A 24,522-nucleotide genomic window follows, 5' to 3' on the forward strand; every position below is an offset into this window, starting at 1 on the left:
CGCTATCCCTTCAGGCCCAGCGCGCGCTGGGCGATGATGTTGTGCTGGATCTCGCTCGACCCGCCATAGATGGAGGTGACACGGGCATAGAGTGCGCCCTGCATCGCATAAGGCATGTCGGCGGGCAGATCATGGCTATTGTCCAGCGGCGCGAAATGCGCGGCGCGCGGCCCCAGCGCGCCGACCCAAAGCGCAGTGCCTGCCTGGCTTAGCTGCGACCAGCGCAGCTTGATCATCGAACCCAGCGGGCCGGAGTCGGTCCCTGCCGCAGCATCGGCCATCACGCGCAGCACCATGGTCTGCAGCGCGGTGACCTCGATCTCATATTGCGCCAGCTTCGCCTTGAAACCCGGCATGTCGATCAGCCGCACACCGCCGATGGTGCGTCTGGATGCCGCCTCGCGGATGGCCTTGACCGTCTGGATCAGGAAGATCGCGACCGATGCGGTGACCATCCGCTCTCGGTCGAGCAGCACCTTGCCATATTCCCAGCCGCGTCCTTCCTCGCCGACCAGATTGGCGGCGGGCACGCGCACATCGTCGAGGAACATCTCGTTGGTGTGGTGCTTTTCGTCCATCGTCGCGACTGGGCGGATGGTGATGCCCGGAGTCTTCATGTCGACCAGCAGCAGCGAGATGCCCTGCTGTCTCTTGGGTTCGTCCGACGTGCGCGCCAGCACGAAACAATGGCTGGCGACATGGCCATAGCTGGTCCAGGCCTTTTGCCCGTTCAGCACATAATCGTCGCCGTCACGGACTGCACGGGTGCGCAGCGAGGCCAGATCGGACCCGGCATTGGGTTCCGAATAGCCCTGGCACCACCAGTCGTCGGCGTTGACGATGCCGGGCAGATAGCGGTCCTTTAGCTCCTGACTGCCATAGGTAAAGATGATCGGCCCGATCAGTTCCAGCCCCTGGTGGAACTGTGCCGGCGCATCCGCCTCGGCCGCTTCGGTCCAAAAGATATACTGGCGGATCGGGCTCCATCCGGTACCGCCATATTCGACCGGCCAGGTCGGCGCCCCCCAGCCGCGCGCGGCAAGGCGCTTCTGATAGGCGACCAGCTCTTCCGGATTCAGCCGCAGGCCGGCGCGCACGCGCGTGCGCCACTCATCGGGGATGCCGGTCGCAAAGAAGGCGCGCACCTCCTCGCGAAAGGCCAGGTCGGCAGGATCGAGTTCAAATTCCATGGGCAGCGCCTGTTGCAGGTTGGAAGGTGAGGCGGCTTTCGGCAATTCCCCGGACGCCGAGGCCGCGGACCACGGCGATCCGCCCGCCATCGGGATGGTCGGTCACCAGATTGTGGCCGGAATTGCCGATCGAGGTAACGTAAAGCGTCTCCATCCCTTCGCCGCCGAAAGCCGGGCACGAGGGAAAGGGCATGGGCATGTCGATCCGGCGAAGCAGCGTGCCATCGGGCGACACGCAGGCAAGCGCCTGATCCAGCACCAGTGCGATCCACAAATTGCCGTCGGCATCCACCGTCGCCCCATCGGGGGCCTGACCGATGCCGGCGAGGTCGATGCGGCCCGTCTGCGCCCCGATCGTGGCGGTTGCCGGATCATAATCATGGCAGCGGATGAAGCCGTCCAGGCTGTCGGCGCAATACAGGCGGCTGCCATCGGGGGAAAAGCAGATGGCATTGGATATGCGCATCCCCTGCGCGACCTCGCGCAACGCTGCATCGGCGGTAAGCTGGAACAGCGTGCCCGTTGCGGTTTCCTGCATCCGGGTATGGCCGCACACATAGCTGCGGCCCTCCCGGTCCACCTTGCCATCGTTGAGCCGCACCGCCCCGCCCTGCGATGGCACCGTCAGTACCGTTTCAGCCGCACCGGTCTGAGTGTCGATCAGCGCAAACCGATCCGCCAGGCCCGCGATCAGGCCGCCATCGCACAGGCCGATGCTTCCGAACATGCTGTCATAGCGCCAGGTGACCGGACCATTTCCGGCTTCGTCCGCACTATGTATGGCCTGGTCCACAGCATCGACCCACCACAGCCGCGCAAGCTCAGGGTCCCAGATCGGACTTTCGCCAAGCCGGCACCGGAAGTCGCCCAGAAAGCCGATATCGATATCCACGTCTGCGCCTCTCCACTGCCGGCCCATGCCGATCGTCTCAGTCAGCAATTATGGCGCGAGATCCGGGCTGCGCACGTGATCCGGCGCGCAGGCCCAGACTATCATGTCCGCGATAGTGCCAAGCTACCCGGCAGCCGGGCGGAATGAGGTGGTCAGATCGCGCAGGATCTCGACGATCGCGTCCTTGCGGTCGGCAATGCGTCCGGCAAGCCCGCCCACACCCAGCGCCAGCGGCACCCCGCCCAGATCGGCGTCGAGCGCCATGGTGATCGAAGATACCGCCGGCGTCGGCCGGTGGGGAACATAGGCATAACCGACCTGACGGACGTGTTCGACATCGCGCATGATCTGCGCGTAGGACACCCGGGCTGCATCGCCAGCATGATAGGCGTTCGAATAGCGGCAAAGCTTCTCGATTGCGCGATCGTCCATCCGGGCCATCAGCGAGAGACCAGCCGATGAGTCCACGAGCTTGCGCATCGCCCCGACCTGAGGTGCCATCTGGAACTCATGGGCAGGCGTCAGCAGGATGATATACTGGATGAACAGGTCGTTGCGGGTGATCAGTGCCACCGTCTCGTCGGTCCGGCGCTGAAGTTCCTCGACCAGCTCGCGATAGGCGCCCTGCGCCTGGATATAGTCGGGCAGCCAGTTGCCCAGTTCGCTGATCCGCGTCGTCGGCAGATAGGTGCGATGGTCGCGGTCGTAATTTAGATAGCCCTTCATCACCATGCTCTTGAGCAAGGCGGTGGTGCTCGATTGGGGATAGCCCAGCGTGCTGTGGATCTCGTGCAAGGGCAGCGGCGTACGCCGCTCCGCGAACAGTTCCAGAACCTCGAAGGTCCGGAGGGCCGATTTCACGGCTGGTTGCGACATTCTCCTCCCCTCCCCATGACTGGTACCGGACATGAGACTGCCCGTCCCTGCGGGCGCCGTAAAGGCGTCAGGCGCGCTGCCTGGCCTGGACCATGCGCAGATTGTTGCCGCCATCGCAGGCGATGACCTGCCCGCTTACCCCATCGGTCTGCAGCAGGGCAGCAGCCAGGTGCGCTGCAGCCATGGCCCTGCGATCATCGGTCGGATCCAGCGCGACCATGTTAACAGTCACGCCTTCGCGCATGAATTCGAGCGCCACGGACCGCATCAGACCGGTCGCGCCTGCGGCAAAACCCGCAGCGAGACTGGCGTCCCAATGGCCGAGCCCTTCGGTTGTGCCTATCAGCACGATGCGCCGATGGCCGGGAACCAGGCCCGAAAGCGTCTCGCCCAGAGCGGCCAGCGGCTGGATCAACCCCGCTTCAAGATCGTCATCACCCAGAGCGGCAAGCCCTGCCCTTGCCGTATGGGGCATGGCATCTACCAGCGCGGCAGGGTCGGCAAGCCCGGCGCCGCACAGATCATGGACTGCGGTTCCGATTGTCGCCGTCAGGCTTTCGGGCGCTGCGATGACCGTCAGCATGGAAACACCCCCAGCGATTTGCCGCCATCGACCAGCAGGACCTGCCCGTTGAGCGATCGGCCCGCTGGCGATGCGAGATATGCCACCGCTTCGGCGATCACATCGGGCGAGAGAGCAGCGCCGCTCGGTTCGAGCGACGTCAGCCGCTCGCGCATTTGCGGCGTGAAATCGGCGATCATGCGCGTCTCCACCATGCCGGGCGCAACCGCGTTGACGCTGATGCCGCGCCAGCGCAGTTCCACGGCCATCGCCCGGGTCATCCCGACCACCGCTGCCTTGGATACGACATAGTGCGCCGCGCCCGCACCGCCCAGATAGCCGCGCGAGGCTATGTTGATGATGGCGCCGCCCTGCATCCGCCGCGCTGCCTCGCGCGCGACCACTAAGGTGCCGCCGGTATTGATCCGCAGCATCTGTTCGAACGCCCTGCGGTCAATCTGCTTCAGCGGCAGCAGCTGCGCGGCTATCCCGGCGCAATTCACAACGATATCGGGGCCCGGGAATGCATCGAGCACGCGCGCCACAGCCTTTGCATCGGTTATGTCGAGCATGGTGGCGGTCACATCGTCCCGCCCGCTTGCCCAGCCCAGCGCCTCGCTATCCCGGTCGGCAGCGATGACGTGCCAGCCCAGAACTGCCAGGCGCTCGGCCACCGCACGGCCTATCCCCTGCGCCGCGCCCGTCACCAGCGCATGAGGGCGCAGCACGTCAGCCAAGGGTCGCCAGCGCCAGTTCGGTCGCGCGGCGATAGTCAGACTTTCCGCTGGCATGGCGCGGCAGCTCATCCAGCACGATCATCCGCCGCGGCAGCTTGTAGCGGGCCAGATCGGCCTCCAGCGCGGCGCGGGCACGCGGCTCTTCAAAGCCTGGGCCGGCGCGGACCAGCGCCACGACAGCCTTGCCCCAGGTTGCATCGGGGATGCCGACAACTATGGCATCCTCGATTCCGGGTGCGCGCTTCAGCGCCTCTTCGACCTCCTCGACGAACACCTTTTCGCCGCCGGTATTGATGCACAGATTGCCGCGCCCGATCAGCCGGATCAGTCCCTCGGGCGTCCGCTCCGCCATGTCGCCAGGGATGGCATAGACGGTGTCGCCGATCCGGCGGTAGGTCTGCGCGGTCTTCTCCGGATCACCGAAATAGCCCAGCGCAAAGGGCGGCCTGCGCGCCAGCCATCCAGTGCCGGGCTCGGCATCGGCCAGCACGCGGTCGGTATCGATATCGATGATCACGGTCTGCCGTCCAGGCTCGAAATAGCCGGTGGGGGTGGAACGCTGGGCCGTTGTCAGCGCATAGCCAAATCCCGAGGCTTCCGATGCGCCCAATATGTCGACCAGCGACAATTGGGGCAGCTGCTGCACCAGACCGCGCTTCACCTCCTCGCTCCACATCAGTCCGGCCGAGGAGATCACCTTGAGGCTGGACAGGTCCCAGCGTCCCGGGTGCGCTTCAAGCGCCTGGAGCATTGGCCGCGCGAAGACATCGCCGACGATCAGGATGCGGGTGACGCGGTGACGCTCGACCTGGTCCCACAATTCGGCGGCGTCGAAGCTGTCCTTTTCCAGCAGCACCGCCGTGCCACCCATCAGCAGCTCGGCCATCGAGCTGTTGAGCCCCGCGCCATGCATCAGCGGACATGCGGGCATGACCCTGCCCGGCGCGGCATTGGCGGCGACCTGGTGGGCATGATCCTCGAGCGTGGTGATTGTGGTACGCACGGTCGGCGATTCCAGCTGGACCTGGCGGGCATCACGCGCCGCCCACATCACACCCTTCGGGCGTCCTGTCGTCCCGCCAGTATAGAGCAGATAGCCATCGGTGGGCGATCGGGTGATGGCGAGCGGGCCTCCATCACCCTGCCCCACCATCGCCTCATAGCCGTCTGCATTTCCGCCGATCTGGACCACGAGCTTCAGGTGATCGAGAGCCGCAGGCAGCGGGGCTACCACGCCGGCAAACTCCTCCTGGTGAAATAGCGCGGCAGCCTGACAATCGGCCAGCACATATTCGATTTCTGCCGTCGTGTACCGATAGTTGATGTTGACGTGCGTCAGCCGCGCCTTGAACGCGGCACAGGCGATCTCGATGAATTCGGGGATGTTGCGCGCAAGAATTGCCACGCGATCGCCGCTTGCCAGCCCCGCAGCCAGCATCGCCCGCGCGAGCCGATTGGTGCGCGCGTCGAAATCCCCCCACAGGATCGTCCGGTCTCCACGCACCAGCGCGGGCCTGTCTGCCGGAACATGGGCTGCGGCCACGTCCAGCAGATCGCCGAAATTCCAGTCGCCGCCGGTCTCGTTCGTCATGGCCAGCCTCAACGTCCCTGGAAGACCGGCGGACGCTTCTCGACAAATGCTGCCACCGCCTCGGCCGCATCATGCGATGTCGCAAGCTTCGCGGTGTTGCCCTGCTCATAGATATAGCCGTCGCGCAGCGTCATGTTCTCGATCGTGCGCATGCTGTCCTTGGCCAGCCGCGTGGCGAGCGGGCTCTTGGCGGCGATGTTGCGTGCCATGTCCATCGCATAGGGCATCAGCTCTTCAGGCGGCAGGCAGGCTTCGATGATGCCGCGCCGGTAGAGCTCCTCGGCAGGGGCGCGATAGCCGGTCAGCATCATCCGGCGCACCAGCGAATGCGGCAGGATGCGCTCGGCATGCTTGCCGCCACCCATCAGGCCGACATCGACTTCGGGCAGGCCGAACACTGCATTCTGCGAGGCGATGATGATGTCGCAACTGGCCACCAGGCCCAGTCCCGCGCCCAGCGCGGGGCCGTTGACCGCCGCGATGGTCGGCTTGGCATTGTCCATGATGCAATAGCTGACCTCGCGCACCTTGCGGTTGCGCGCCCAGCGCGCGCCTGGGGCGGAAAGATCGGGCCGGTTGCGCAGATCGGCCCCGGCGGAAAAGCACTTGCCCTCGCCCGTCAGCACGACAACACGGACATCGTCGCGGTCGTTGAAGGTATCGAACGTGGCGATGATCTCGTCGACCAGATCCATGTTCTGCGCATTCACCGGAGGGTTGTCGATGGTCACCACCGCCACATAGTCCGCGACTTCCAACCTGACCTGACTCATCCTTACCTCTCCCGCAATTTGGCGTGTATCGCGGCAGACTATGGACCCAGCCAAGGCTTGGCACCTGCCGTCTGACCGACGCCCACCACTATTGCATATGCGATTTGCCCGGAGCTCGGCCGGGTCAGGGCATCGGCGCTCCTGATGGGTGACCGCTGGCCAGATAGCCGCCATCGGCCTGCACGGTAGTACCGGTGATATACGAGGCCGCGTCCGATGCCAGAAAAGCGACGAGCGCAGCAATCTCAGAGGGCTGGCCCAATCGGCCCATCGGAATTCGCGCGGTGATGGCCGCCATGTCGCGCACCCCGGCATCGATCATAGCCTCGACCGCTGGCGTGCGGATATAGCCCGGCGCCACGGCATTGACGCGGATGCCATGCTGCGCCCATTCACAAGCCATGCTGCGCGTCAGCATCGTCACCGCCGATTTGGAGGCACAATAGGCGTTGCGGCCGGGCAGCCCGAGCGATGCGGTGATCGATGACAGGTTGATGATGCGTCCGCCGCCATGGTCGCGCATCTGCCGGGCAGCAGCCCGCGCAGCATGGATTACCCCGGCGACATTCACATCCACCGTTCGGCGGAAGTCCGCCAGGTGCTGCTCTGCACTGGGCATCAAGGGCTCCACCACGCCTGCACTGTTGACCAGCAACGCGACCGGCGCCAGCCTTGCGGCGATCTGGGAAAATGCGTCTTCGACCTGGCGCTGGTCGGCGATATCCATCTGCCAGCTGGCAAACCGGTGACCGGATACCGGCTGCTTGTCCAGCACGGCCACCTGCCATCCCTGTGCTGCCAGCTCATCGGCAATCGCCGCGCCAATCCCGCTTGCGCCGCCGGTCACGCAGGCGACATCGCCGGTCCGGTGCATGCGCTGCGGCATGGTCATGGCCGAAGCACGGCCGGATCCACCAAAGGCATCGACCCCGCCATCGACGCTGAGCATGGTCCCGGCAAGATAGCCACGCTGCGAAAGGTGGAACACCGCTTCGGCGATCTCATGCCCCTGGCCCAGTCTGCCAGCCGGGATCGCGCGCGCGACCGATTCCCGGTCGAACCGGCCCTCGCGTTCGAGCGCCAGCAGGATTTCCGTGTCGATATAGCCGGGCAGCACTGCATTGACGGCAATGCCCTTCGGCGCGAGCTCCACAGCCAGGGCCCGGGTCATGCCGATCACTCCAGCCTTGGTCATGCCATAGGCGGCCCTGCCCGGCAGCGCGCGCAGGCCTGCCCCCGAGGCGATGTTGATGATGGCCCCGCTGCCCCGCTCTGCCATTGCCGGGATAGCAGCGCGCGCGGCAAGGAACGGCCCTTGCAGGTTGATGCTGATGAGGCGCTCGATATCGTCGGCAGGCACGTCCAGCAATGGTCGTGCGAAACGGTCGACCACGCCTGCATTGTTGACCAGCACGTCGAGCGGCCCGAACCGGGATCGAATGTCCGCCATGGCGCGCATGACATCATGCTCGGAAGACACATCCATGCACACGGCCATATGTCCGGCACCGAGCGATCGCGCAGCAAGCGTGCACGTCTCGGCATCGCGGTCGGCGAGAACCACCCTGTCCCCGGCTTCGACAAAGCGGCGGGCACAGGCCAGACCTATGCCGCGCGCAGCCCCCGTCACCAGGACCAGCCTCTGCCTCATGCTGTCACCGTGTTCCGCCATGGCTGCCGCTCCTGCGCGATAGTTCTGCTTGGGGGTCGAGCCTCACCTGCACGCGCGCAGGGGTCAAAGGGGGCCGGTAGCGCCCACACCACTATCATAAGCCGAATAATGCAGCCGCTCCCGCCGGTCATGCTGCCGCTCGCCAATCGCATCGGGCTAGGTATCGCCACAACAGGAAGGGATGAACATGGGCGGAGAACTGCAAGGCAAGGTAGCCGTTGTGACAGGTGCATCGCGTGGTCTGGGACGCGCCATTTCAGAGCTTTTTGCCCGCGAAGGCGCCAGCGTGGTCCTGATCGACCTGAAACAGCCCTGGGCGCAGGCAGCAGCCGATGCCATTGCATCCGACAGCGCGACGGCGATCGGCATCGGAGCCGATGTTTCCGACCGTGACGCACTGACCGCCGCCATCGACGATGCCGCCCGCAAGCTCGGCCGGATAGACATTCTGGTCAACAACGCGATGTGGAACAGCTACAATCTGATCCCCGATATCACGCCAGACATATTCGCCCGCATGATGGGCGTCGGGCTGGGCGGGATGGTCTGGGGCATCCAGGCCAGCGTTCCGCACATGCCGGAAGAAGGCGGCGCGATCATCAACATCGGATCGATGGCCGGTCGGCTGGGCAGCGCCGGCGCGCTGCTCTATGCTGCGGTCAAGGCAGGCGTCGATGGCCTGACCCGATCCGCTTCGGTCGAGCTTGGGCCCAGACATATCAGGGTGAATGCGATTGCGCCCTCGACTGTCGCCACCGAAGGGGTGATGGCCATCCTGAGCGAAGAACAGATCGCCAAGCGGGTCACGCAGACGCCGGTGGGCAGGCTTGGCGAAGCGGCAGACATCGCGCAAGCCGCGCTCTGGCTGGCGGGCGGGCGCTCCACCTTCGTCACCGGACAGTCTCTCGCGGTCGATGGCGGCATCGGCCATAGCCTGGTGCGGTGAGCAGGCATGGACCGGAGCCCCTGCGCAAATCGCCATTATGATTATGATGGCTCAATACCCGGCATGGATTGCCTGTTGCGACCCGATGCTGCGAGATCATCAGGCTAGAACAAAGCCAAATTCCGCATAACCGCGCTGCAAAAGACCGTCAGGCCTGCATGTCCTGTCGCGTTTCCTGCACGCGTGCTTGCGACAGGCACAGACAATGAGGGGATGGAGATGAGGGACCACATGATTTCACGGCTGCTGGCCGGGCTTGGCACCACCGCGCTTGCGCTGGCCATGGCATCGCAGGCCGCCGCGCAGGACAGTGCGGCCACTGGCGAGGCCGAAAGCGCACCTGGCTTTGACGAAATCGTCGTTACAGCCACCAAAAAGGCCAATGCACAGAACGTCCAGGACGTGGCGATCGCGATCACCGCGTTCGGAGCGGAACAGCTCGAAAACCAGCATATCCGAACGCTCGACAATCTCAGCTACAGCGCCCCCAACGTGCAGCTCGATGATGTCGGCACCGCGCCGGGCTTTGCCAATTTCTCCATTCGCGGGCTGGGCATCAACAGCTCGATCCCGTCGATCGACCCCACCGTCGGCGTCTTTGTCGATGGCGTGTACATGGGCATCAGCGCAGGGATCCTGTTCGACACTTTCGACCTTGAGGGCGTCGAGGTGCTGCGTGGGCCGCAGGGCCTGCTGTTCGGGCGCAACGTCACCGGCGGTGCGGTCGTCGTCCGCACCTCCACGCCGGGCAACGACCTGAAGGTCGAGGGCCGGCTCGCCGTTGAAACCGGGCTCAACAAGATCGCCAGCGCGGTAATTTCCGGCCCGCTGATCGAGGACAAGCTGGCCGCCAAACTTGCCGTCTATTACAATGACGACGACGGCTATTTCACCAACAGGTTCAACGGCAACAACGATTTCGGCGCATCGGAAACGCTGATCGTGCGGTCCGCGCTGAACTTCACTCCGACCGATACGATCAGCATCGTCGGGCGCTATGAACATGGCCGGGTGCGCGGCGATGGCGCAGTCGTCAGCAATTTCGGCCTGTTCCGGCGCGAAAGCTTCGACATCAGCGTCGATGAAGAGGGCGTGACCCGCAACGACTGGAACCAGGCATCGGTCGAGATCAATATCGACACCGCGTTTGGCGACGGCAAGATCACCAACATCACGGCCTATCGCGATTACAAGGGCTTCGTCGTCAGCGACATCGACTCCTCGCCCAGCTTCACCTTCCACGCCGATACGCTGACCCGGCAGGATCAGTTCAGCAACGAACTGCGCTATGCAGGAACGTTCGGCCGCGTCGATGTAACCACCGGCCTGTACTATTTCGAGCAGGATATCGACTATATCGAACTGCGCCGCCTGGCAGGCGGGGCGCTGCGCATCTCCGGCGGCGGCAAGCAGTCGCAGACCACGTTCGGCGCGTTCTTCTCCACCGACTGGCGGATGACCGACACGCTGACCGTCAGTGGCGGCCTGCGCTATTCGTGGGAGAAGAAGCGGGTGCAGGTGCAGAACCTGGCCGGCAATCTGTGCGACCCGATCGGAACGCGCACCTGCAGCAGCTATGGTTTCCGGGATAGCGAAAGCTGGCAGGACCCAACCTTCCGCGTCGGCCTGCAATGGCAGCCGACCAGCGATACGCTGGCTTATGCCTTTTTCGCGCGCGGCTTCCGCAGTGGCGGCTACAACTTCCGCAACGGCAACCCCGCCGAGGACCCAGGTCCCTTCGATGCGGAAAAGCAGAACAGCTACGAAATCGGCCTCAAGCAGGATTTCGGCAACGTGCTGCGCCTCAATCTGGCGGCCTTTCACAACACGGTGCTGGGCCTGCAGCGCGAGATCATTCTGCCGGTTCTGCCGATCGGCACCACTCAGGTTATCCGCAATTCCGCCGATCTGCGGCTGCGCGGGGTGGAGGCCGAGGCGACCTTGCGGATCGGCGACCATCTGACGCTGAACGGCCAGCTGGGCTATACCGATGCACAATACACCCGCATCTTCTTCGACCTGACTGGCGACCGGGTGATCGATGCGCGCGATTTTGCCTTGCGCCCGCCGCGGCTTGCGCCCTGGACCTATGGCGCATCGGCCAATTTCACGCATGATGTCGGCAGCGCTGGGGAGTTCTCCGCACGCGCAGCCTATGCTCATCGAGATGCGGCATGGTCGAACGACAACAATACTGGCCTGCTCAGCGCCGGCGATATCGTCGACATCAACTTTGCCTTCCAGACCGCCGACCGGCGCTGGAAGTTCTCGCTCTATGGCAACAACCTGCTCAACGACCAGACCGAGGGCAATGTCTCTCCGCTGCCGTTCTTCGCGGGCTCGACCTTCTCATCGATCAACAAAGGGTGGGTGCTCGGGGCGGAACTGATCTTCCGTTACTGAACCCCCTGCCCATGCCGGGCGGTGCACCCTCTAAGCGCCGCCCGGCAACCTCTCTCGGACATAGCCACAAGACCGGAACGCACACATGACCGCCCAACCGCAAGACATTCCCGATAGCGCGCCAACCATCACCGTCGATGCGCTGGTCGTCGGTGCAGGCTTTGGCGGCCTGTATGCCGTGCACAAGCTGCGCGAGATGGGACTTTCCGTCACCGGCGTGGAAGCCGGCGGCGATGTCGGCGGAGTCTGGTACTGGAACCGCTATCCCGGCGCACGCTGCGACCTGATGTGCGTCGATTACAGCTTCGGATTTTCAGACGAAATCCAGCAGGAATGGACCTGGACAGAGCAGTTTGCGGCCCAGCCGGAAATTCTGGCCTATGCCAATTTCGTCGCGGACAAGCTGGCGCTCCGCCCGCTGTTCCATTTCAATACCCGGGTGATCCGCGCACGATGGGATGCCGAAATGCAGCGCTGGACCGCCACGACCGATCGCGGGCAACGGATCGTGGCCAGCTATTGCGTCATGGCAACCGGGCCGCTGTCGATCCCCAAGGACCCTGAGTTTCCCGGGCTGGCGGACTTCAAGGGCGAGCTGCTGCGCGCTGCAAAATGGCCGCATGAGCCGGTCAGCTTCAAGGGAAAGCGTGTCGGGCTGGTCGGCACCGGGTCCAGCGGCATCCAGATCGTGCCCGTGGTAGCGCAGCAAGCCGAAGCACTGCACGTCTTCCAGCGCACCCCCAGCTTTACCATGCCGATGCGCAACAGCCGGCTCGACCCGGACTATGTCGCCGAGCTCAAGCGCCACTATCCCGCCATTCGCGCAGTCGCGCGCGCCAGTCAGCTGGGCGGCGTTCGCCCGGTCACATCGCGACCCTTCTTCTCGATCACGCCATCGCAGCGGCAACGGGTGATGGAAGATGCCTGGGCACGTGGCGGGCTCGACTTTCTGGGCATGTTCTCCGATCTGCTGACCAACCCGGAGGCAAACGAGCATGTCGCAGAGTTCGTGCGCGGGAAGATCGACGAGACAGTCAACGATCCTGTAACTGCGGAAAAGCTCAAGCCGCGCGGCTATCCCATCTTTGCGCGGCGCCCGTGTCTCGATACCGGCTATTACGAGAGCTACAACCTGCCGCATGTCCATCTGCACGATTGCCTGGAACATCCGATCGAGCGGGTAACGGACAAGGGAATTCGCACCAGCGCGGGCGAGGTCGAACTCGATGCGCTGATCCTGGCCACGGGCTATGACGGGCTTTCAGGCGCATTGATGGCCTTTGAGGTCCAGGGCCGCGCCGGGCATGATGTCCGCACCAAATGGGCGGGGGGGGCGCGCTCCTATCTGGGCCTGATGATGGCGGGGTTCCCCAATCTGTTCATGGTGTGCGGACCCAATGGGCCGGCGGCACTGGCGAATATCATCACGCTGGACGAGCAGAACGTGAACTGGATCTGCGACCTGATCGCGCACATGCGCAGCCATGGCATCGCCACGGTGGAACCCCGGCTCGAGGCTGAGGACGAGTGGATGGAAACGGTCTTCGGCCTCGCCCAGCTGACGCTCGTATCCAAGGCAAACACCTGGTACACCGGAACCAATGTCGACGGAAAGCCGCGCGGGCTCATCATGTATACCGGCGGCTTCTTCAAGTATAACGAAGCCTGCACGGCGGTGGCTCAGGCAGGCTATCCGACGCTGGATTTCGGCAAGGTCCCGGTTCAGGCCTGACGGGATCGCGATGTCACAAGGGGCCGGACCGGCAATGCGCCCCGGCCCCTGGCCTGCAGTCAGGCCGCGCTGAGAATGGGGTCCGATGCAGTCGCGCCGCCGGCTTCATGCCGCGCCCGGAAGGAGGCGATCGCGTCGGTCATCACGTCGATGATGTCCTGCTTTGCGCGCGAGATGCGATCGACCAGCCCCCCGACGCCCAGCGCGAGCGGGATCCCGTAAAGGTCTATGTCCAGCGGCATGGCGATGGAGGCCAGCTCCGGCGTCGGGCGCTTGGGCAGATAGGCATGCCCAACCTCGTGGCTCCAGCGCACCTCGCGCATGAGTTCTTCGAACGTCGGCAGCGCGTCACCGCCCAGCGCGTAGTGCCGGGTATAGCGATACAGCTTGTCGATCTCGCGCTGGCGCATGCGGCTCATCAGCGCGATGCCCGATGAGGAATCGACCATCAGCCGCATCGTCCCCTCGCTCGGCGCCATCTTGTATTCGTGATCGGGGGTCTTCAGGATGATGTACTGGATGTAGAGGTCATTCTGCGCAACCAGCCCCACCGTTTCGTCCGTCCGGCGCTGGACTTCGTCGACCAGGCTGACCAGCCCGCCTTCGCGATTCATCATGCTCGGCAGCCAGCTGCCCAGCGCCGCCACCCGCAAGGTTGGCAGATAGGTCATCGTTGCGCGGTTGTAATTGAGATAACCCATCATGACCATGCTCTTGAGCAGATTGGTCGCGCTCGACTGCGGATAGCACAGCGCCCGATAGACTTCATTCAGCCTGAGGGGGCGCCGCTCTTCCATGAACAGCTCCAGAACCTCGAGCGTCCGGGACGCGGACTTCACCTTGATCCGTTGCATCTGTCACCCTCCTAAACGGCTGCCGCTTCATTGTCGGTTGGGTGGAATTCTAGCGGATGGCCCTGCAGAGGCAACGAACCGGGGGCTTATCATATACGTGATGAAGTGGAGCAAGCGGTGCTCGGGTCCTTGATCTTGCACAAGGGCGGCCAGTGACGTCGGATCACGATCCCGCTTTCAGCCCGGATTTGGCAATCTTCCCGAGAGGTCTCGCCCCGCCGGCGGCCTGCGCCGTTTGGCGACGCGCCTGCGGCACTACACGCTGCTGCGAAAGATCATTGCTCCGACAGCATGGCATTGAAATTGTGGTCGAGCCGCTCCGGTGCCGGTCTGCCGAGGCGACTGACGGCCACGGCGGCAATGGTGCTGACAATGAACCCAGGGATGATTTCATAGATGACATCCGTCGGTGCCTGCCCACTGATGGTGAATGGGGCATAAAGCCAGACGAGCACCGTGGTTGCACCGCCAACTATTCCTGCAAGCGCGCCTTCGCGGGTCATGCGGCGCCAGTGGAGGCTCAGCAGTATCACGGGGCCAAAGGCGGCACCGAACCCTGCCCAGGCATTGCCGACGAGCGAGAGAATGCTGCTCGATCTATCGAGCGCCAGGAATACGGCAACGATTGCGACCGCAAGCGTCGCAACGCGGCTGACCAATACCAGCTCGCTCTGGCTTGCGGATTTTCTGAAGAAGGTCTTGTAGAAGTCCTCGGTCAGCGAGCTTGATGACACGAGCAGCTGCGACGAGATCGTGCTCATGATGGCGGCCAGGATCGCAGCAAGCAGGAAGCCCGCGATATAAGGATGGAACAGCGTCTGCGACAGGACGATGAATATCGTTTCGGGATCGGCCAGGATCAAGCCGTTCTGAGTGACATAGGCAAGCCCGCCAACACCGCACAGCACCGCGCCGATGACCGTGACGATCATCCACGACATGCCGATACGGCGGGTCGTCGGCATGTCCTTGACGGAGCGCACGGCCATGAACCGCACGATGATGTGCGGCTGGCCGAAATAACCCAGGCCCCAGGCGAGGCTCGACAGGATTCCGAGCGTGCCGACACCGGCAAACCAGTCGAAATAGTCGGGATTGATGGCGGTGGTCGCCGCCTGTGTTCCGCTCCAGCCACCCACCGCTGCAATGGCGACGATGGGTACCAGCACCAGTGCGAGGAACATGATGCAGCCCTGGACGAAATCGGTCAGGCTCACCGCCAGAAATCCGCCGAACAGGGTATAGAGCAACACGACCGCCGCGGTAAGGACAAGTCCGAAACGATAGTCATAGCCGAACGACGCCTCGAACAGCTTGCCGCCGGCGACCAGTCCTGCCGAGGTATAGAGGGTGAAGAACACGATGATCACCAGCGAGGCGATGACCCTGAGACTGCGGCTGCGATCCTCGAAGCGCTTTTCGAGATAATCGGGGATCGTCACCGCATCGTCCGCGATTTCGGTATAGGCGCGCAGGCGCGGCGCGATCAGGCGATAGTTCGCCCAGGCACCGATCGTAAGACCCACCGCAATCCAGACGGCGCTGAAACCCGCAAGATACACCGCACCCGGCAGCCCCATCAGCATCCATCCGCTCATGTCGGAAGCGCCTGCTGAAAGTGCAGCGACTGCAGGTGGCAGGTTGCGCCCCCCCAGCATGAATTCGGAAACATTGCTCGTCGATTTGCGCCAGGCATAAAGGCCGATGCCGATCATGAGCACGAAATAGGCTCCCAGCGAGACGGCAGTTTCCGAGTTCATTGCGATATTCCGTTCAGTAGTCAGATTGGGTTTGCCTCAGGCAGGCAATGGGTCAGGTACGGGTCTGCCCTGCACCGTGGACGAGATATTTGAAGCTGGTTAGCTGTTCGAGGCCGACGGGACCGCGCGCATGCATCTTGCCGGTGGCGATGCCGATTTCGGCTCCCATGCCGAATTCCCCGCCGTCCGAGAATTGCGTCGACGCATTGTGCATGACCACCGCGCTGTCGACCGCCGTCATGAACCGGCGAGCAGCCTCGTCATTGCGCGTCAGGATGGCATCTGTGTGGCCGGACGAATTGTCGGACACGAACGCGATGGCCTCGTCCAGCCCGCCCACTATTTTCACCGAAGCGATGGCGTCGAGATATTCGGTGCTCCAGTCTTCCTCGCTGGCGGGAAGCAGCCGCGGCTCGATGGCAACCGCCTCGGCATCGCCACGCAGTTCGCAATCGGGCATGGCATCGGCAAGCGCAGGGAGCACGCGATCGGCGACCTGCCGATCGATAACGATGCTTTCGGTCGCACCGCATATGCCGGTGCGGCGAAGCTTGGCATTGCGGATGATCGCTACCGCCTGGGCCACATCCGCATCGGCATGGACATAGCTGTGGCAGTTGCCATCGAGATGAAGAAGTGTCGGCACACGCGCTTCGCGGCGGACGAGCTCGACGAGCCCCCGCCCGCCTCGCGGAATGACCAGATCGACCAAGTCGACGGCGTGCAGCAATTCGGTGACGGCTGCCCTGTCGATGGTAGCGACCGCCTGCACGCAATCGGCGGGCAGACCGGCCTCGACCAACCCTTTGCGCATGCACGCCACGATCGCCGCGGTCGAGCGGATGCTTTCCGAACCACCCCGCAGGATGATGGCATTGCCTGACTTGATGCACAGGGCACTCGCATCGGCGCCGACATTGGGGCGCGATTCATAGATCATGGCAATCACCCCGATCGGCACCGCAACCCGCCGGATATCCAGACCATTGGGCCTTTCAAAACGGGCGAGCTCGCGTCCTACGGGGTCAGGCAGTTCGGCAATGGCATCGATCGCGTCGGCCAGCGCGGCCACCCGGGCCTTGTCCAGCCGCAATCGGTCGACAAACGACTCCGGCTTGCCATCGTCCAGGCCGGCGATATCCTCGGCATTGGCAGCGACGAGGTCGGCGCTCGCGTTGCGCAGCGCGCGCGCTGCAGCACGGAGCGCCGCGTTTCTGGTTGCAGTATCCGCCATCGCGAGTTGCCGTGTCGAGGCCCTTGCAGCCTTGCAGAGCGCAGCAACATGCGCGGTCGTGTCGGAAGAATTCGCCTTGATCGGTTGAATGAAGTTCATGAGAGGTCTTTCCGGCCGTTCAGGCCTGGTTGCATAAATCGAGACGCGGTTGCGTCAGCGCAGTTCCACCGCGCGCTCATAGGCAGCGGTCAAAGTGGCGCAGAACCGCTCGCCCAGTGTTCCGTCCCCGTTGAGCGCTTCGAGCCCTGCGGCTGTCGTGCCGTTCTTGCTGGTGACGCTGGTGCGGAGTTGATCTAGGCTTGATTGCGATCGCTGGGCCATCGCGATGGCACCCGCCATGGTCCCCAGCACAAGCTGCCGGGCGTCTTCCGGGCTGAAGCCCAACTGCATGGCGGCATCGACATAGACCCGGGCAATCTCGAAAACATAGCCCGGTCCCGATCCCGCGACGGCGGTCAGCCGGTCGAGAATGTCTTCATCCGCCACCCACACGGTGGTGCCCGCTGCTGCCATGAGACGTTCAATCAACGCCCGCTGCTCGGTTGTCGCGCGGTTGTCTGCGCACAGACCGCTCACGCCTTCGCCGATTGCAGAGGGCAGGTTCGGCATGACGCGAACCACAGCTGCTCCGCCGGAAAGGGCCTGAAGCCGTTCAATGGAACAGCCGGCCGCGATCGAGGCGACGAACCCATCGGGGGACAGCCTTGATACATAATCGGGCAGCACCTCGGCCACGATCTGCGGCTTGACCGCCACAATGACCAGGTCGAACCCGCTTTTCTCGACCGGAGGTGGCTCACGCAGATAATGGACGGGATTGTCTTCTCCTGAAACACGGAGCTCCTGCATCGGATCGATAACGAAGAATTGTGCATCGGGAAAATCTCTTTGGCCCATGGAGCACCATTGCCTGAGCAACGCGCCACCCATCTTTCCGTTACCAACCAACGCAATACGCAAAGCCACATCCTTCTCTATCAACGCGACGGATCATTTCGACATTTTCGGTCCACGCTCGACCAGGCCGATATCTGGCAAGGAGCACGCATGGCTCCGCGAGACCTTTGGAAACCTGCAACCTTTACAGAGTTGCCATATGTTAATGTAAAGTCTATACGCCCCTATGTCAAAAATGGTTTCCTGTGTCAAATCACGTACCATTTTGCCGATTCAGAGGTCGCCTTTGGGCACCATGCCGATATATCGATTAAATAACAAACAGGATAGATTGTGAGTAAATCAAAGCGTATTGTCATAAAAGTTGGGTCCAGTCTTTTAACTGATCAAAACAAGCTTGTACCGCGCTGGGCTTTTCTTCAACGCCTGATGGAAGATATCGCGCTGTTGTCATCGCGCGGCCATGAGGTGATCCTCTGCTCTTCCGGTGCTGTCGCCCTGGGGATGAAAATGATCGGGGTCACCCCGACAACCGCAGGATTGCGCGACAAACAGGCCGCTGCAGCGTGCGGGATGCCGTTGCTTCTGAACGCGTACAAGCAGATCGGTCACGAACACGATCTCAACATTGCGCAGATTCTGGTGACCTTGGGCGACTTCGGAGACCACCGGCGGTTTCTCAACACCAAGAACACGCTCCACCGGCTGATCGAATCGGGAGTGCTGCCGATCATCAACGAAAACGACACGATCACCACCGAGGAAATCCGGGTGGGGGACAACGATCGGCTGGCGGCCAAGGTGGCGCAGATGGTCCAGGCGCAGCATCTGGTGATCCTGACAGGAGTCGATGGCCTGTATGACCGCAACCCGTCCGAACCGGGGGCGAAGCTGGTCGAAACCGTGCACGATGTCAGCCAGTATCTCGCCGTAACGAGCGAAGTCGGCACACTGGGGACAGGCGGAATGCTCACCAAGATGCAGGCTGCCAACATGGCGCAGAATGCCGGCTGCACCACGCTGATTGCCAATGGCGAGGCAGACAATCCGATCAGTTCGGTCCTTGATGGCACGCGCCCGTGCACTACCTGCGTGGCGCATGCAGAGCCTGCCGACAGCTGGGCAGCATGGCTGACCGATAGGCTGCAGATGGATGGCAGCATCGTGGTTTCGAACGAAGCCGCTCAAGCGATGGCAGACGGCGGGCGCGGCATCGACCGCGACGATGTGCTCTCGATCCATGGAAATTACGTCAAGGGCGATGTCATTCACATCTATGACGAAACGGGGATTGAGCGTGCACGCGGCATGACCGATTTCTCCTCTGAAGAAACCGCGATTCTGGTCCGCAACCGCGACATCCCGGTCAAGCAGCTGATCGGCTACCATTCCCGTGGCGTCCTGGTAGAGATCGACAATCTCATTTGCCTGGACGATCGCCATATCCTTTGGGAGCCCCAGTCAATGAGCGGAGCCGCATGATCTATCGAGACTGATTGCCATTCTGGTGTGACCGGCAGGGCGATCGCCTGGCTGAAATGGGCTTCGGGGCAAGCGCGAAGGACGGGCATGGCTCGGCTGACCGTTCCGCAAGGGCGATCTAGCGCCCGGGCATGTCGCGCAGGCATGGGGCCGGATGATACGCGAAGGGCCGGCAACCAACCCTCGCTGCGCAGATCATGGAGTTACGGGGCGGCTTGCAGGTTCTCGCCGACGCGCTCGAAACTGCCAAGTCCGACGAAGATGCTCCTGCTGCCCGTCACGCCATCGATCAGTTGCAGGGTGTCGCCCGCGCACAACAGGCCGCTAGGAGAACGGATCAGGATGATATCACGCTGGTCGAGTTGGGATGCTCCGAAGCGCAGCCGGTTTATGTACCGCTTCCTGCCTGCCATCTCGTAGATGATGCCGGCGCCTCGGATGATACGGGTGGACCGAATGCGGTGGCTCGCAATGCATGTCGCTGCGGCTGGTGCGTGCCAATCGACATCGTCGGGTACAGGCGGCACGTACATCATCTCGCGCACTGGTTGTCCCGTTGCGGATGGCGCAGGATGCAGCGCCTGAATGCCTGCAGTCAGCCAGATTAGCAGCAGCGACACCTCAGACTCCCATAGTCCCTGAATGCCCGTACTCCCGGAATGGACGTGCACCTTGAGAGGACTGCTAGCAGCGGCCAATCCTCTCAAGGTGCTTCGGGTCCAATCGGGGGCGACAGTGGACCACTGCGGGCCAGCCGGGGTTCGGGCGGGCCACATCAACCAGACGTCGCCGCCTTGCACGACCCGCATGCTTTTTTCGGCTGGTCGAAGAAAACGCGATGCCGGTTTACGGGATGTTGCATGCCGCGGCGTCTGTCTGCATGGACGCCGCCTGTTCCGAAGCCCGCCAACCCCGGATTACCCGACCAATGCCTCCCCAAGGCCTGGAAGCCGTATTGATTGCCGAACGCGAAGCATTGCTGCGCTTTCTGCGCGCTCGCGGTGCGGGCGATGCGGCCGAGGACATCCTGCAGGACCTCTGGCTGCGACTGCGTTCTGCGCAAACCGGCCCGATCCTTGATCCTCGCGGCTATCTTTACCGCGCCGCCAACAACGTGATGCACGACCGGTTCCGTTCAGCACAACGGCACCGCAAGCGCGATGGCGACTGGGTCTCCGTACATGGCGACGCCTCTGCAGCATCGGAGCCCCCCCTGCCCGACCGCATGCTGATCGCGCGCGCAATGCTCGATCAGGCCGAGGCTGCACTGCATGCCGAGGGGGAGCGGGTGCTTCAGATCTTCCGGCTGTTCCGCATCGACGAAATGGGCCAGCGCGCCATTGCCCAGCATCTCGGGCTCAGCCTCAGCACCGTCGAGAAGGATCTGCAAAAGGCCTATCGCACGCTGATGCGCCTGAAGGACGTGCAAGATGCGGAATGAGGTGGACCGGAACGTCTGCAGTGCGAGGCACATACGATGACGAACAGCAATGAACATATCCGCCAGGAAGCACTGGAATGGGCGCTGGCCACGCAGGAGACGGATTTTGCCGGCTGGGCCGCGCTGACCGAATGGCTGGAGGCAGACGCGCGGCACGGTGCTGCCTATGACGAAGCGCTGGCAGCAGGCAACTGGATGGCAGAGCTGGTTGCGACCGCAGCGCCTGCGCAGGTGCGCGCCGCCAATGATCAGCCGCTGGCTCAGCCCCGTCGAAACACGGCATGGCGGCGGCGGGGCTATATTGCCATGGCGGCGGCCTTGCTGGCGGTGCTGCTCATCCCCGTCTGGCAGATGCGACCCCAGCCTTACGATATATCCACCCGACCGGGGGAAACGCGAACGATCGTACTCGACGATGACAGCCGGATTTTGCTGAACGGCAATAGCCGGCTGGCGCTGGACCGGGCCAGGCCGCGCTTTGCCCGGCTGGACGATGGCGAAGCAATGTTCGAGATCCGCCATGACGAGGCCGATCCCTTTGTGGTGGAATCCGGCGATGCCCGTCTGGTTGATGCAGGCACGGCCTTCAACGTGATGCGCAATGGCGCCGCGCTTGATGTTGCGGTGTCCGAGGGTGCGGTAATCGTCAATCCGGATCGGGAGGCGGTCCGGCTGCAGCCTGGCCGCAAGGCGAGGATCGACGACGCTTCGGGCAGGATCACCGTTTCCCAGGTCGCGGTGGCCGAGGTCGGCGGATGGCGCAGCGGACAGTTGAGCTTTGCCGATGCCAGCCTGACCGAAATCGCCGCAGCTCTTGAACGGACGCTCGGAACGCCGTTGACGGTCAGCCCCGCCATCGTCCATCGCCGGTTCAGCGGTGTGCTGCAAGTACAGGACCGTGACGAAAAGGCCCTGCTTGCCGTCGCGCCAGTGCTGGGCACAAGGGCGGTGAAGCGCCCGAACGGATGGGAGCTGGTGGCATCTGATGCCCAACCCTAGAAACCTCCTGCTGCCCCTGCTGGTGGCGGTATTGGTGCCGGCGACCGCCCATGCCGAGACGCCGATCGCGATCCGCATCGCGTCGGGGCGGCTGGACGCCAGCATCGTACGGTTGGGCCAGCAGGCAGGCATCAGCATTGGCCTGGGCGATCGGCAGCTGGCGGCACAGCGGGTGCGCGGGCTCAAGGGGCGGATGACGATCGACGAGGCTCTGGATCGCCTGCTCGAAGGCACCGATGCCCGCGCCGTCCGGCTGGGCAGCGGCCAGTGGCGGATCGTCCGCGCGGCGCGTTCTGCCGGTTCCAGCGGCGCGCCCTTGCGGCTGGCCGTGGCCAGGGCTGTGCGCCCAACGCCGCCTCCCGTGCCTGAAGAAATCGTGGTTCAGGGCGAACGCAGCGACGAAGAGCTCGATCCCCGGCTGCTGCATGGTGCGATCGTGCTGGACGGGGCCTTCGCCCTTCAGGCCAGAGGCCAGGGATCGGACGCGCTGATCGATCGCCTTCCCGGCCTCGGCTCCACCCAGCTTGGTCCCGGTCGCAATCGGCTTTTCCTGCGGGCAATTGCGGATTCCAGCTTCAATGGACCCAGCCAGGCCGTGGTCGGCCAGTATCTCGGCACGGCGCGGCTCAACTACAACGCACCCGATCCCGATCTTCGCCTGATCGACCTCAGCAGCATCGAGGTGCGTCAGGGCCCCCAGGGAACGCTGTACGGAGCGGGTACGCTCGGCGGCGTCATCCGGCTGCTGCCCAATCAGCCCGACAGTACGGATTGGGCTGCCGCACAGTCAGGCTCGGTCTCGGCTACCTGGCACGGCGCGCCTTCCTTCGACGCCAGCGCGATGCTCAACATTCCGATAGTCGAGGATATGCTCGGACTGCGAGCCGTCGTGTATGCCGGGCGCGATGGCGGCTATATCGACGATCGGCTGCGCGGCGAGGATGACGTGAACCGCGTATACACCACCGGCGGTCGCGTCGCGGCACGGCTGGAACCAGGCAACGGATGGACGATCGACGTCATGGGTGCGGCGCAGACCATCGACGCACGCGATGCGCAATATGCCGACCGTCAGGGATCGAGGCTGGATAGGTCCAGCCCGGTCCCGCAGCCCCATCGCAACCGCTTCCGTCTCGGTCAGATGACGCTGGGCAAGGCCTGGGACACGTTCGAGCTGCTGTCGACGACAACCCTCACCGGGGTGCGGCTCGACGAAACCTACGATACCAGCCAGCCGGGCAGTCCACCCAGCCTGTTCCGACAGCGCAGTGAAACGCGGCTGATCGCCAATGAGACCAGGCTTTCAGGCCTCACCGATGGCGGCTTTGCATGGCTTGCAGGAACCAGCCTGCTGATCAACCGCTATCGCATCCGGCGTGAACGGGGCACGATCGCGACCGCCAGCGCGCTGGCGGGGATCGAGAACCGGACCGAGGAGGCCACCGCCTTTGCGGACCTCTCGATCCCGGCATCGGAGCGGCTTCAAATCGGGCTGGGTGGCCGCGTGACCCATGTACGCCTATCGGGCGAAGCACTGGACAATCCGCTGCCGCTGCTGGCGGCGGACTTGCGAACGATCGCGGGCGGGCGCGGGCAGACCGCCTTTCTCCCTTCGATCGGGCTGCGCTATCGCTTTTCCGATACGCTATCGGCCCATGCGCGCTATCAGGAAGGCTTTCGCCCTGGCGGTATCGATGTGCGCAATGACAGGTTCCGCAATTTCGAACCCGACAATGTATCGGCGCTGGAGACGGGTCTTGCCTTCGCAAGTGGTACGTTCAGTGCCGATGCCACCCTCGCCTATACCCGGTGGCGCAACATCCAGGCCGATCTGATCGACAGCGATGGCCTTCCGTCGACACAGAATATCGGAAATGGCCGCATTGTCACCATCGACGCGACCATGGCGTGGCAGCCTGTGGCGGGTGTATCGATAGAAGCCTCGGGCGTGTTCGCCGACAGCCGTCTCGTCACGCCGTCGGCCGGGATATTCTTTGCGCGAACCAACCGACCTGGCAACTCGGTGGTACCAGAAGGTGCCATATTGGTAACAGATGATGCGCTGCCCAATGTCGCGCGCTGGTCGGGGCGAATGGGCGCAACCTGGGGCTCGACCCTGGATCGCGTGGGTGAGCTGACCATCGGCGGTACGCTGCGCTACATCGGCCGCTCGCGGCTGGGCATAGGCCCGGTGCTGGGCAGGCCGCAGGGCGACGTGCTCGACACCAGCCTTTCCATCGAGCTGGCGCAGCCCGGCCGGGCCTTCTGGTTACGTGCGACGAACCTGCTGGACAGCCGGGGCAACCGGTTTGCATTGGGATCACCTTTCACGCTCGCGCTCGGTGATCAGATCACGCCGCTGCGTCCGCGCACCATCACCATCGGGGCCGATTTCAGCTTCTGATCCCGATTTCACAATATCCGCAAATGCTTCGAATATTTGCAGATTTGTCCTACGGGTTGGGCAGTCTGGCAGCGTCT

The 24,522-nt window shown here is 63.6% G+C and carries 20 protein-coding genes; 7 read left to right on the forward strand and 13 right to left on the reverse strand.

Going from position 1 to position 24,522, the window contains the following annotated elements; all coding sequences use genetic code 11:
* Positions 1-2: 2 nt before the first annotated feature.
* The 8 genes from C7451_RS02725 to C7451_RS02760 all read right to left on the reverse strand — a co-directional run bounded on the left by C7451_RS02725 (position 3) and on the right by C7451_RS02760 (position 8,293).
* Entirely contained in the window at positions 3-1,190 is a 1,188-nt protein-coding gene (locus C7451_RS02725) for an acyl-CoA dehydrogenase family protein (protein WP_110297462.1), read from the reverse strand.
* The gene (locus C7451_RS02730; protein ID WP_110297694.1) at positions 1,180-2,082 is read right to left on the reverse strand and encodes an SMP-30/gluconolactonase/LRE family protein; all 903 of its coding nucleotides are present in this window, start codon (positions 2,080-2,082) and stop codon (positions 1,180-1,182) included. The genes C7451_RS02725 and C7451_RS02730 overlap by 11 nt, the downstream gene beginning before the upstream one ends.
* A gap of 123 nt (positions 2,083-2,205) precedes the next feature.
* Entirely contained in the window at positions 2,206-2,958 is a 753-nt protein-coding gene (locus C7451_RS02735; protein WP_110297463.1) for an IclR family transcriptional regulator, read from the reverse strand.
* Between the two features lie 67 nt (positions 2,959-3,025).
* Entirely contained in the window at positions 3,026-3,541 is a 516-nt protein-coding gene (locus tag C7451_RS02740; protein WP_110297464.1) for a short-chain dehydrogenase, read from the reverse strand.
* Positions 3,535-4,248, reverse strand: a complete 714-nt coding sequence (locus C7451_RS02745; RefSeq protein ID WP_244181568.1) for an SDR family NAD(P)-dependent oxidoreductase — start codon at positions 4,246-4,248, stop codon at positions 3,535-3,537. The genes C7451_RS02740 and C7451_RS02745 overlap by 7 nt, the downstream gene beginning before the upstream one ends.
* A gap of 1 nt (position 4,249) precedes the next feature.
* Complete coding sequence (locus tag C7451_RS02750) at positions 4,250-5,848, reverse strand: AMP-binding protein (RefSeq protein ID WP_110297465.1); 1,599 nt, start codon at positions 5,846-5,848, stop codon at positions 4,250-4,252.
* Positions 5,849-5,856: 8 nt separating this feature from the next.
* Positions 5,857-6,621: an enoyl-CoA hydratase/isomerase family protein gene (locus tag C7451_RS02755; protein WP_110297466.1), complete on the reverse strand. Its 765-nt coding sequence runs from the start codon at positions 6,619-6,621 to the stop codon at positions 5,857-5,859.
* 124 nt (positions 6,622-6,745) lie between these two features.
* A complete protein-coding gene (locus C7451_RS02760) occupies positions 6,746-8,293 on the reverse strand; it encodes a glucose 1-dehydrogenase (RefSeq protein WP_208625127.1) in 1,548 nt (515 codons plus the stop codon).
* Positions 8,294-8,474: 181 nt separating this feature from the next.
* Here C7451_RS02760 and C7451_RS02765 point away from each other — a divergent pair, with 181 nt between their 5' ends.
* The 3 genes from C7451_RS02765 to C7451_RS02775 all read left to right on the forward strand — a co-directional run bounded on the left by C7451_RS02765 (position 8,475) and on the right by C7451_RS02775 (position 13,374).
* Positions 8,475-9,239 (forward strand): SDR family NAD(P)-dependent oxidoreductase, encoded by a 765-nt coding sequence (locus tag C7451_RS02765; protein ID WP_244181533.1) that lies wholly within the window; start codon positions 8,475-8,477, stop codon positions 9,237-9,239.
* A 231-nt stretch (positions 9,240-9,470) separates the two neighbouring features.
* Positions 9,471-11,642 (forward strand): TonB-dependent receptor, encoded by a 2,172-nt coding sequence (locus tag C7451_RS02770; RefSeq protein WP_244181535.1) that lies wholly within the window; start codon positions 9,471-9,473, stop codon positions 11,640-11,642.
* Positions 11,643-11,727: 85 nt separating this feature from the next.
* A complete protein-coding gene (locus C7451_RS02775; RefSeq protein ID WP_110297469.1) occupies positions 11,728-13,374 on the forward strand; it encodes a flavin-containing monooxygenase in 1,647 nt (548 codons plus the stop codon).
* Between the two features lie 59 nt (positions 13,375-13,433).
* Here the strand turns inward: C7451_RS02775 and C7451_RS02780 are convergent, their stop codons facing one another.
* The 4 genes from C7451_RS02780 to proC all read right to left on the reverse strand — a co-directional run bounded on the left by C7451_RS02780 (position 13,434) and on the right by proC (position 18,188).
* Positions 13,434-14,228, reverse strand: coding sequence for an IclR family transcriptional regulator (locus C7451_RS02780; protein ID WP_110297470.1), 795 nt, complete (start codon positions 14,226-14,228; stop codon positions 13,434-13,436).
* A gap of 275 nt (positions 14,229-14,503) precedes the next feature.
* Positions 14,504-15,988, reverse strand: coding sequence for a sodium/proline symporter PutP (putP, locus tag C7451_RS02785; RefSeq protein WP_110297471.1), 1,485 nt, complete (start codon positions 15,986-15,988; stop codon positions 14,504-14,506).
* 52 nt (positions 15,989-16,040) lie between these two features.
* Complete coding sequence (locus C7451_RS02790; RefSeq protein WP_110297472.1) at positions 16,041-17,321, reverse strand: glutamate-5-semialdehyde dehydrogenase; 1,281 nt, start codon at positions 17,319-17,321, stop codon at positions 16,041-16,043.
* A gap of 54 nt (positions 17,322-17,375) precedes the next feature.
* A complete protein-coding gene (gene proC / locus C7451_RS02795) occupies positions 17,376-18,188 on the reverse strand; it encodes a pyrroline-5-carboxylate reductase (protein WP_279629484.1) in 813 nt (270 codons plus the stop codon).
* Between the two features lie 264 nt (positions 18,189-18,452).
* Here proC and proB point away from each other — a divergent pair, with 264 nt between their 5' ends.
* Entirely contained in the window at positions 18,453-19,601 is a 1,149-nt protein-coding gene (gene proB / locus C7451_RS02800; RefSeq protein ID WP_110297474.1) for a glutamate 5-kinase, read from the forward strand.
* Positions 19,602-19,804: 203 nt separating this feature from the next.
* Here proB and C7451_RS02805 read toward each other — a convergent pair whose 3' ends face one another.
* Positions 19,805-20,221: a hypothetical protein gene (locus C7451_RS02805; RefSeq protein ID WP_146215273.1), complete on the reverse strand. Its 417-nt coding sequence runs from the start codon at positions 20,219-20,221 to the stop codon at positions 19,805-19,807.
* Between the two features lie 308 nt (positions 20,222-20,529).
* On the opposite strand from C7451_RS02805, the gene C7451_RS02810 reads away from it, so the two are divergent.
* The 3 genes from C7451_RS02810 to C7451_RS02820 are packed head-to-tail and all read left to right on the forward strand — an operon-like array spanning position 20,530 to position 24,445.
* Positions 20,530-21,042 carry an RNA polymerase sigma factor gene (locus C7451_RS02810; protein ID WP_110297476.1) on the forward strand — a complete coding sequence of 171 codons (513 nt, stop codon included), beginning with the start codon at positions 20,530-20,532 and terminating at the stop codon, positions 21,040-21,042.
* A 36-nt stretch (positions 21,043-21,078) separates the two neighbouring features.
* Positions 21,079-22,041 carry a FecR family protein gene (locus C7451_RS02815; RefSeq protein ID WP_110297477.1) on the forward strand — a complete coding sequence of 321 codons (963 nt, stop codon included), beginning with the start codon at positions 21,079-21,081 and terminating at the stop codon, positions 22,039-22,041.
* The gene (locus C7451_RS02820; RefSeq protein WP_110297478.1) at positions 22,028-24,445 is read left to right on the forward strand and encodes a TonB-dependent receptor; all 2,418 of its coding nucleotides are present in this window, start codon (positions 22,028-22,030) and stop codon (positions 24,443-24,445) included. The genes C7451_RS02815 and C7451_RS02820 overlap by 14 nt, the downstream gene beginning before the upstream one ends.
* The last annotated feature ends 77 nt before the right edge of the window (positions 24,446-24,522 follow it).

The organism is Blastomonas natatoria (assembly GCF_003201955.1).
GTDB lineage: Bacteria > Pseudomonadota > Alphaproteobacteria > Sphingomonadales > Sphingomonadaceae > Blastomonas > Blastomonas natatoria.

Bases quoted from the DNA above. Each gene is read 5' to 3' on its own strand.
- C7451_RS02725 (WP_110297462.1), bottom strand. From the start codon at position 1,190: ATGGAATTTGAACTCGATCCTGCCGACCTGGCCTTTCGCGAGGAGGTG.
- C7451_RS02735 (WP_110297463.1), bottom strand. From the start codon at position 2,958: ATGTCGCAACCAGCCGTGAAATCGGCCCTCCGGACCTTCGAGGTTCTG.
- C7451_RS02740 (WP_110297464.1), bottom strand. From the start codon at position 3,541: ATGCTGACGGTCATCGCAGCGCCCGAAAGCCTGACGGCGACAATCGGA.
- C7451_RS02750 (WP_110297465.1), bottom strand. From the start codon at position 5,848: ATGACGAACGAGACCGGCGGCGACTGGAATTTCGGCGATCTGCTGGAC.
- C7451_RS02755 (WP_110297466.1), bottom strand. From the start codon at position 6,621: ATGAGTCAGGTCAGGTTGGAAGTCGCGGACTATGTGGCGGTGGTGACC.
- C7451_RS02760 (WP_208625127.1), bottom strand. From the start codon at position 8,293: ATGGCGGAACACGGTGACAGCATGAGGCAGAGGCTGGTCCTGGTGACG.
- C7451_RS02765 (WP_244181533.1), top strand. From the start codon at position 8,475: ATGAACATGGGCGGAGAACTGCAAGGCAAGGTAGCCGTTGTGACAGGT.
- C7451_RS02770 (WP_244181535.1), top strand. From the start codon at position 9,471: ATGATTTCACGGCTGCTGGCCGGGCTTGGCACCACCGCGCTTGCGCTG.
- C7451_RS02775 (WP_110297469.1), top strand. From the start codon at position 11,728: ATGACCGCCCAACCGCAAGACATTCCCGATAGCGCGCCAACCATCACC.
- C7451_RS02780 (WP_110297470.1), bottom strand. From the start codon at position 14,228: ATGCAACGGATCAAGGTGAAGTCCGCGTCCCGGACGCTCGAGGTTCTG.
- putP (WP_110297471.1), bottom strand. From the start codon at position 15,988: ATGAACTCGGAAACTGCCGTCTCGCTGGGAGCCTATTTCGTGCTCATG.
- C7451_RS02790 (WP_110297472.1), bottom strand. From the start codon at position 17,321: ATGAACTTCATTCAACCGATCAAGGCGAATTCTTCCGACACGACCGCG.
- C7451_RS02810 (WP_110297476.1), top strand. From the start codon at position 20,530: ATGCCTCCCCAAGGCCTGGAAGCCGTATTGATTGCCGAACGCGAAGCA.
- C7451_RS02815 (WP_110297477.1), top strand. From the start codon at position 21,079: ATGACGAACAGCAATGAACATATCCGCCAGGAAGCACTGGAATGGGCG.
- C7451_RS02820 (WP_110297478.1), top strand. From the start codon at position 22,028: ATGCCCAACCCTAGAAACCTCCTGCTGCCCCTGCTGGTGGCGGTATTG.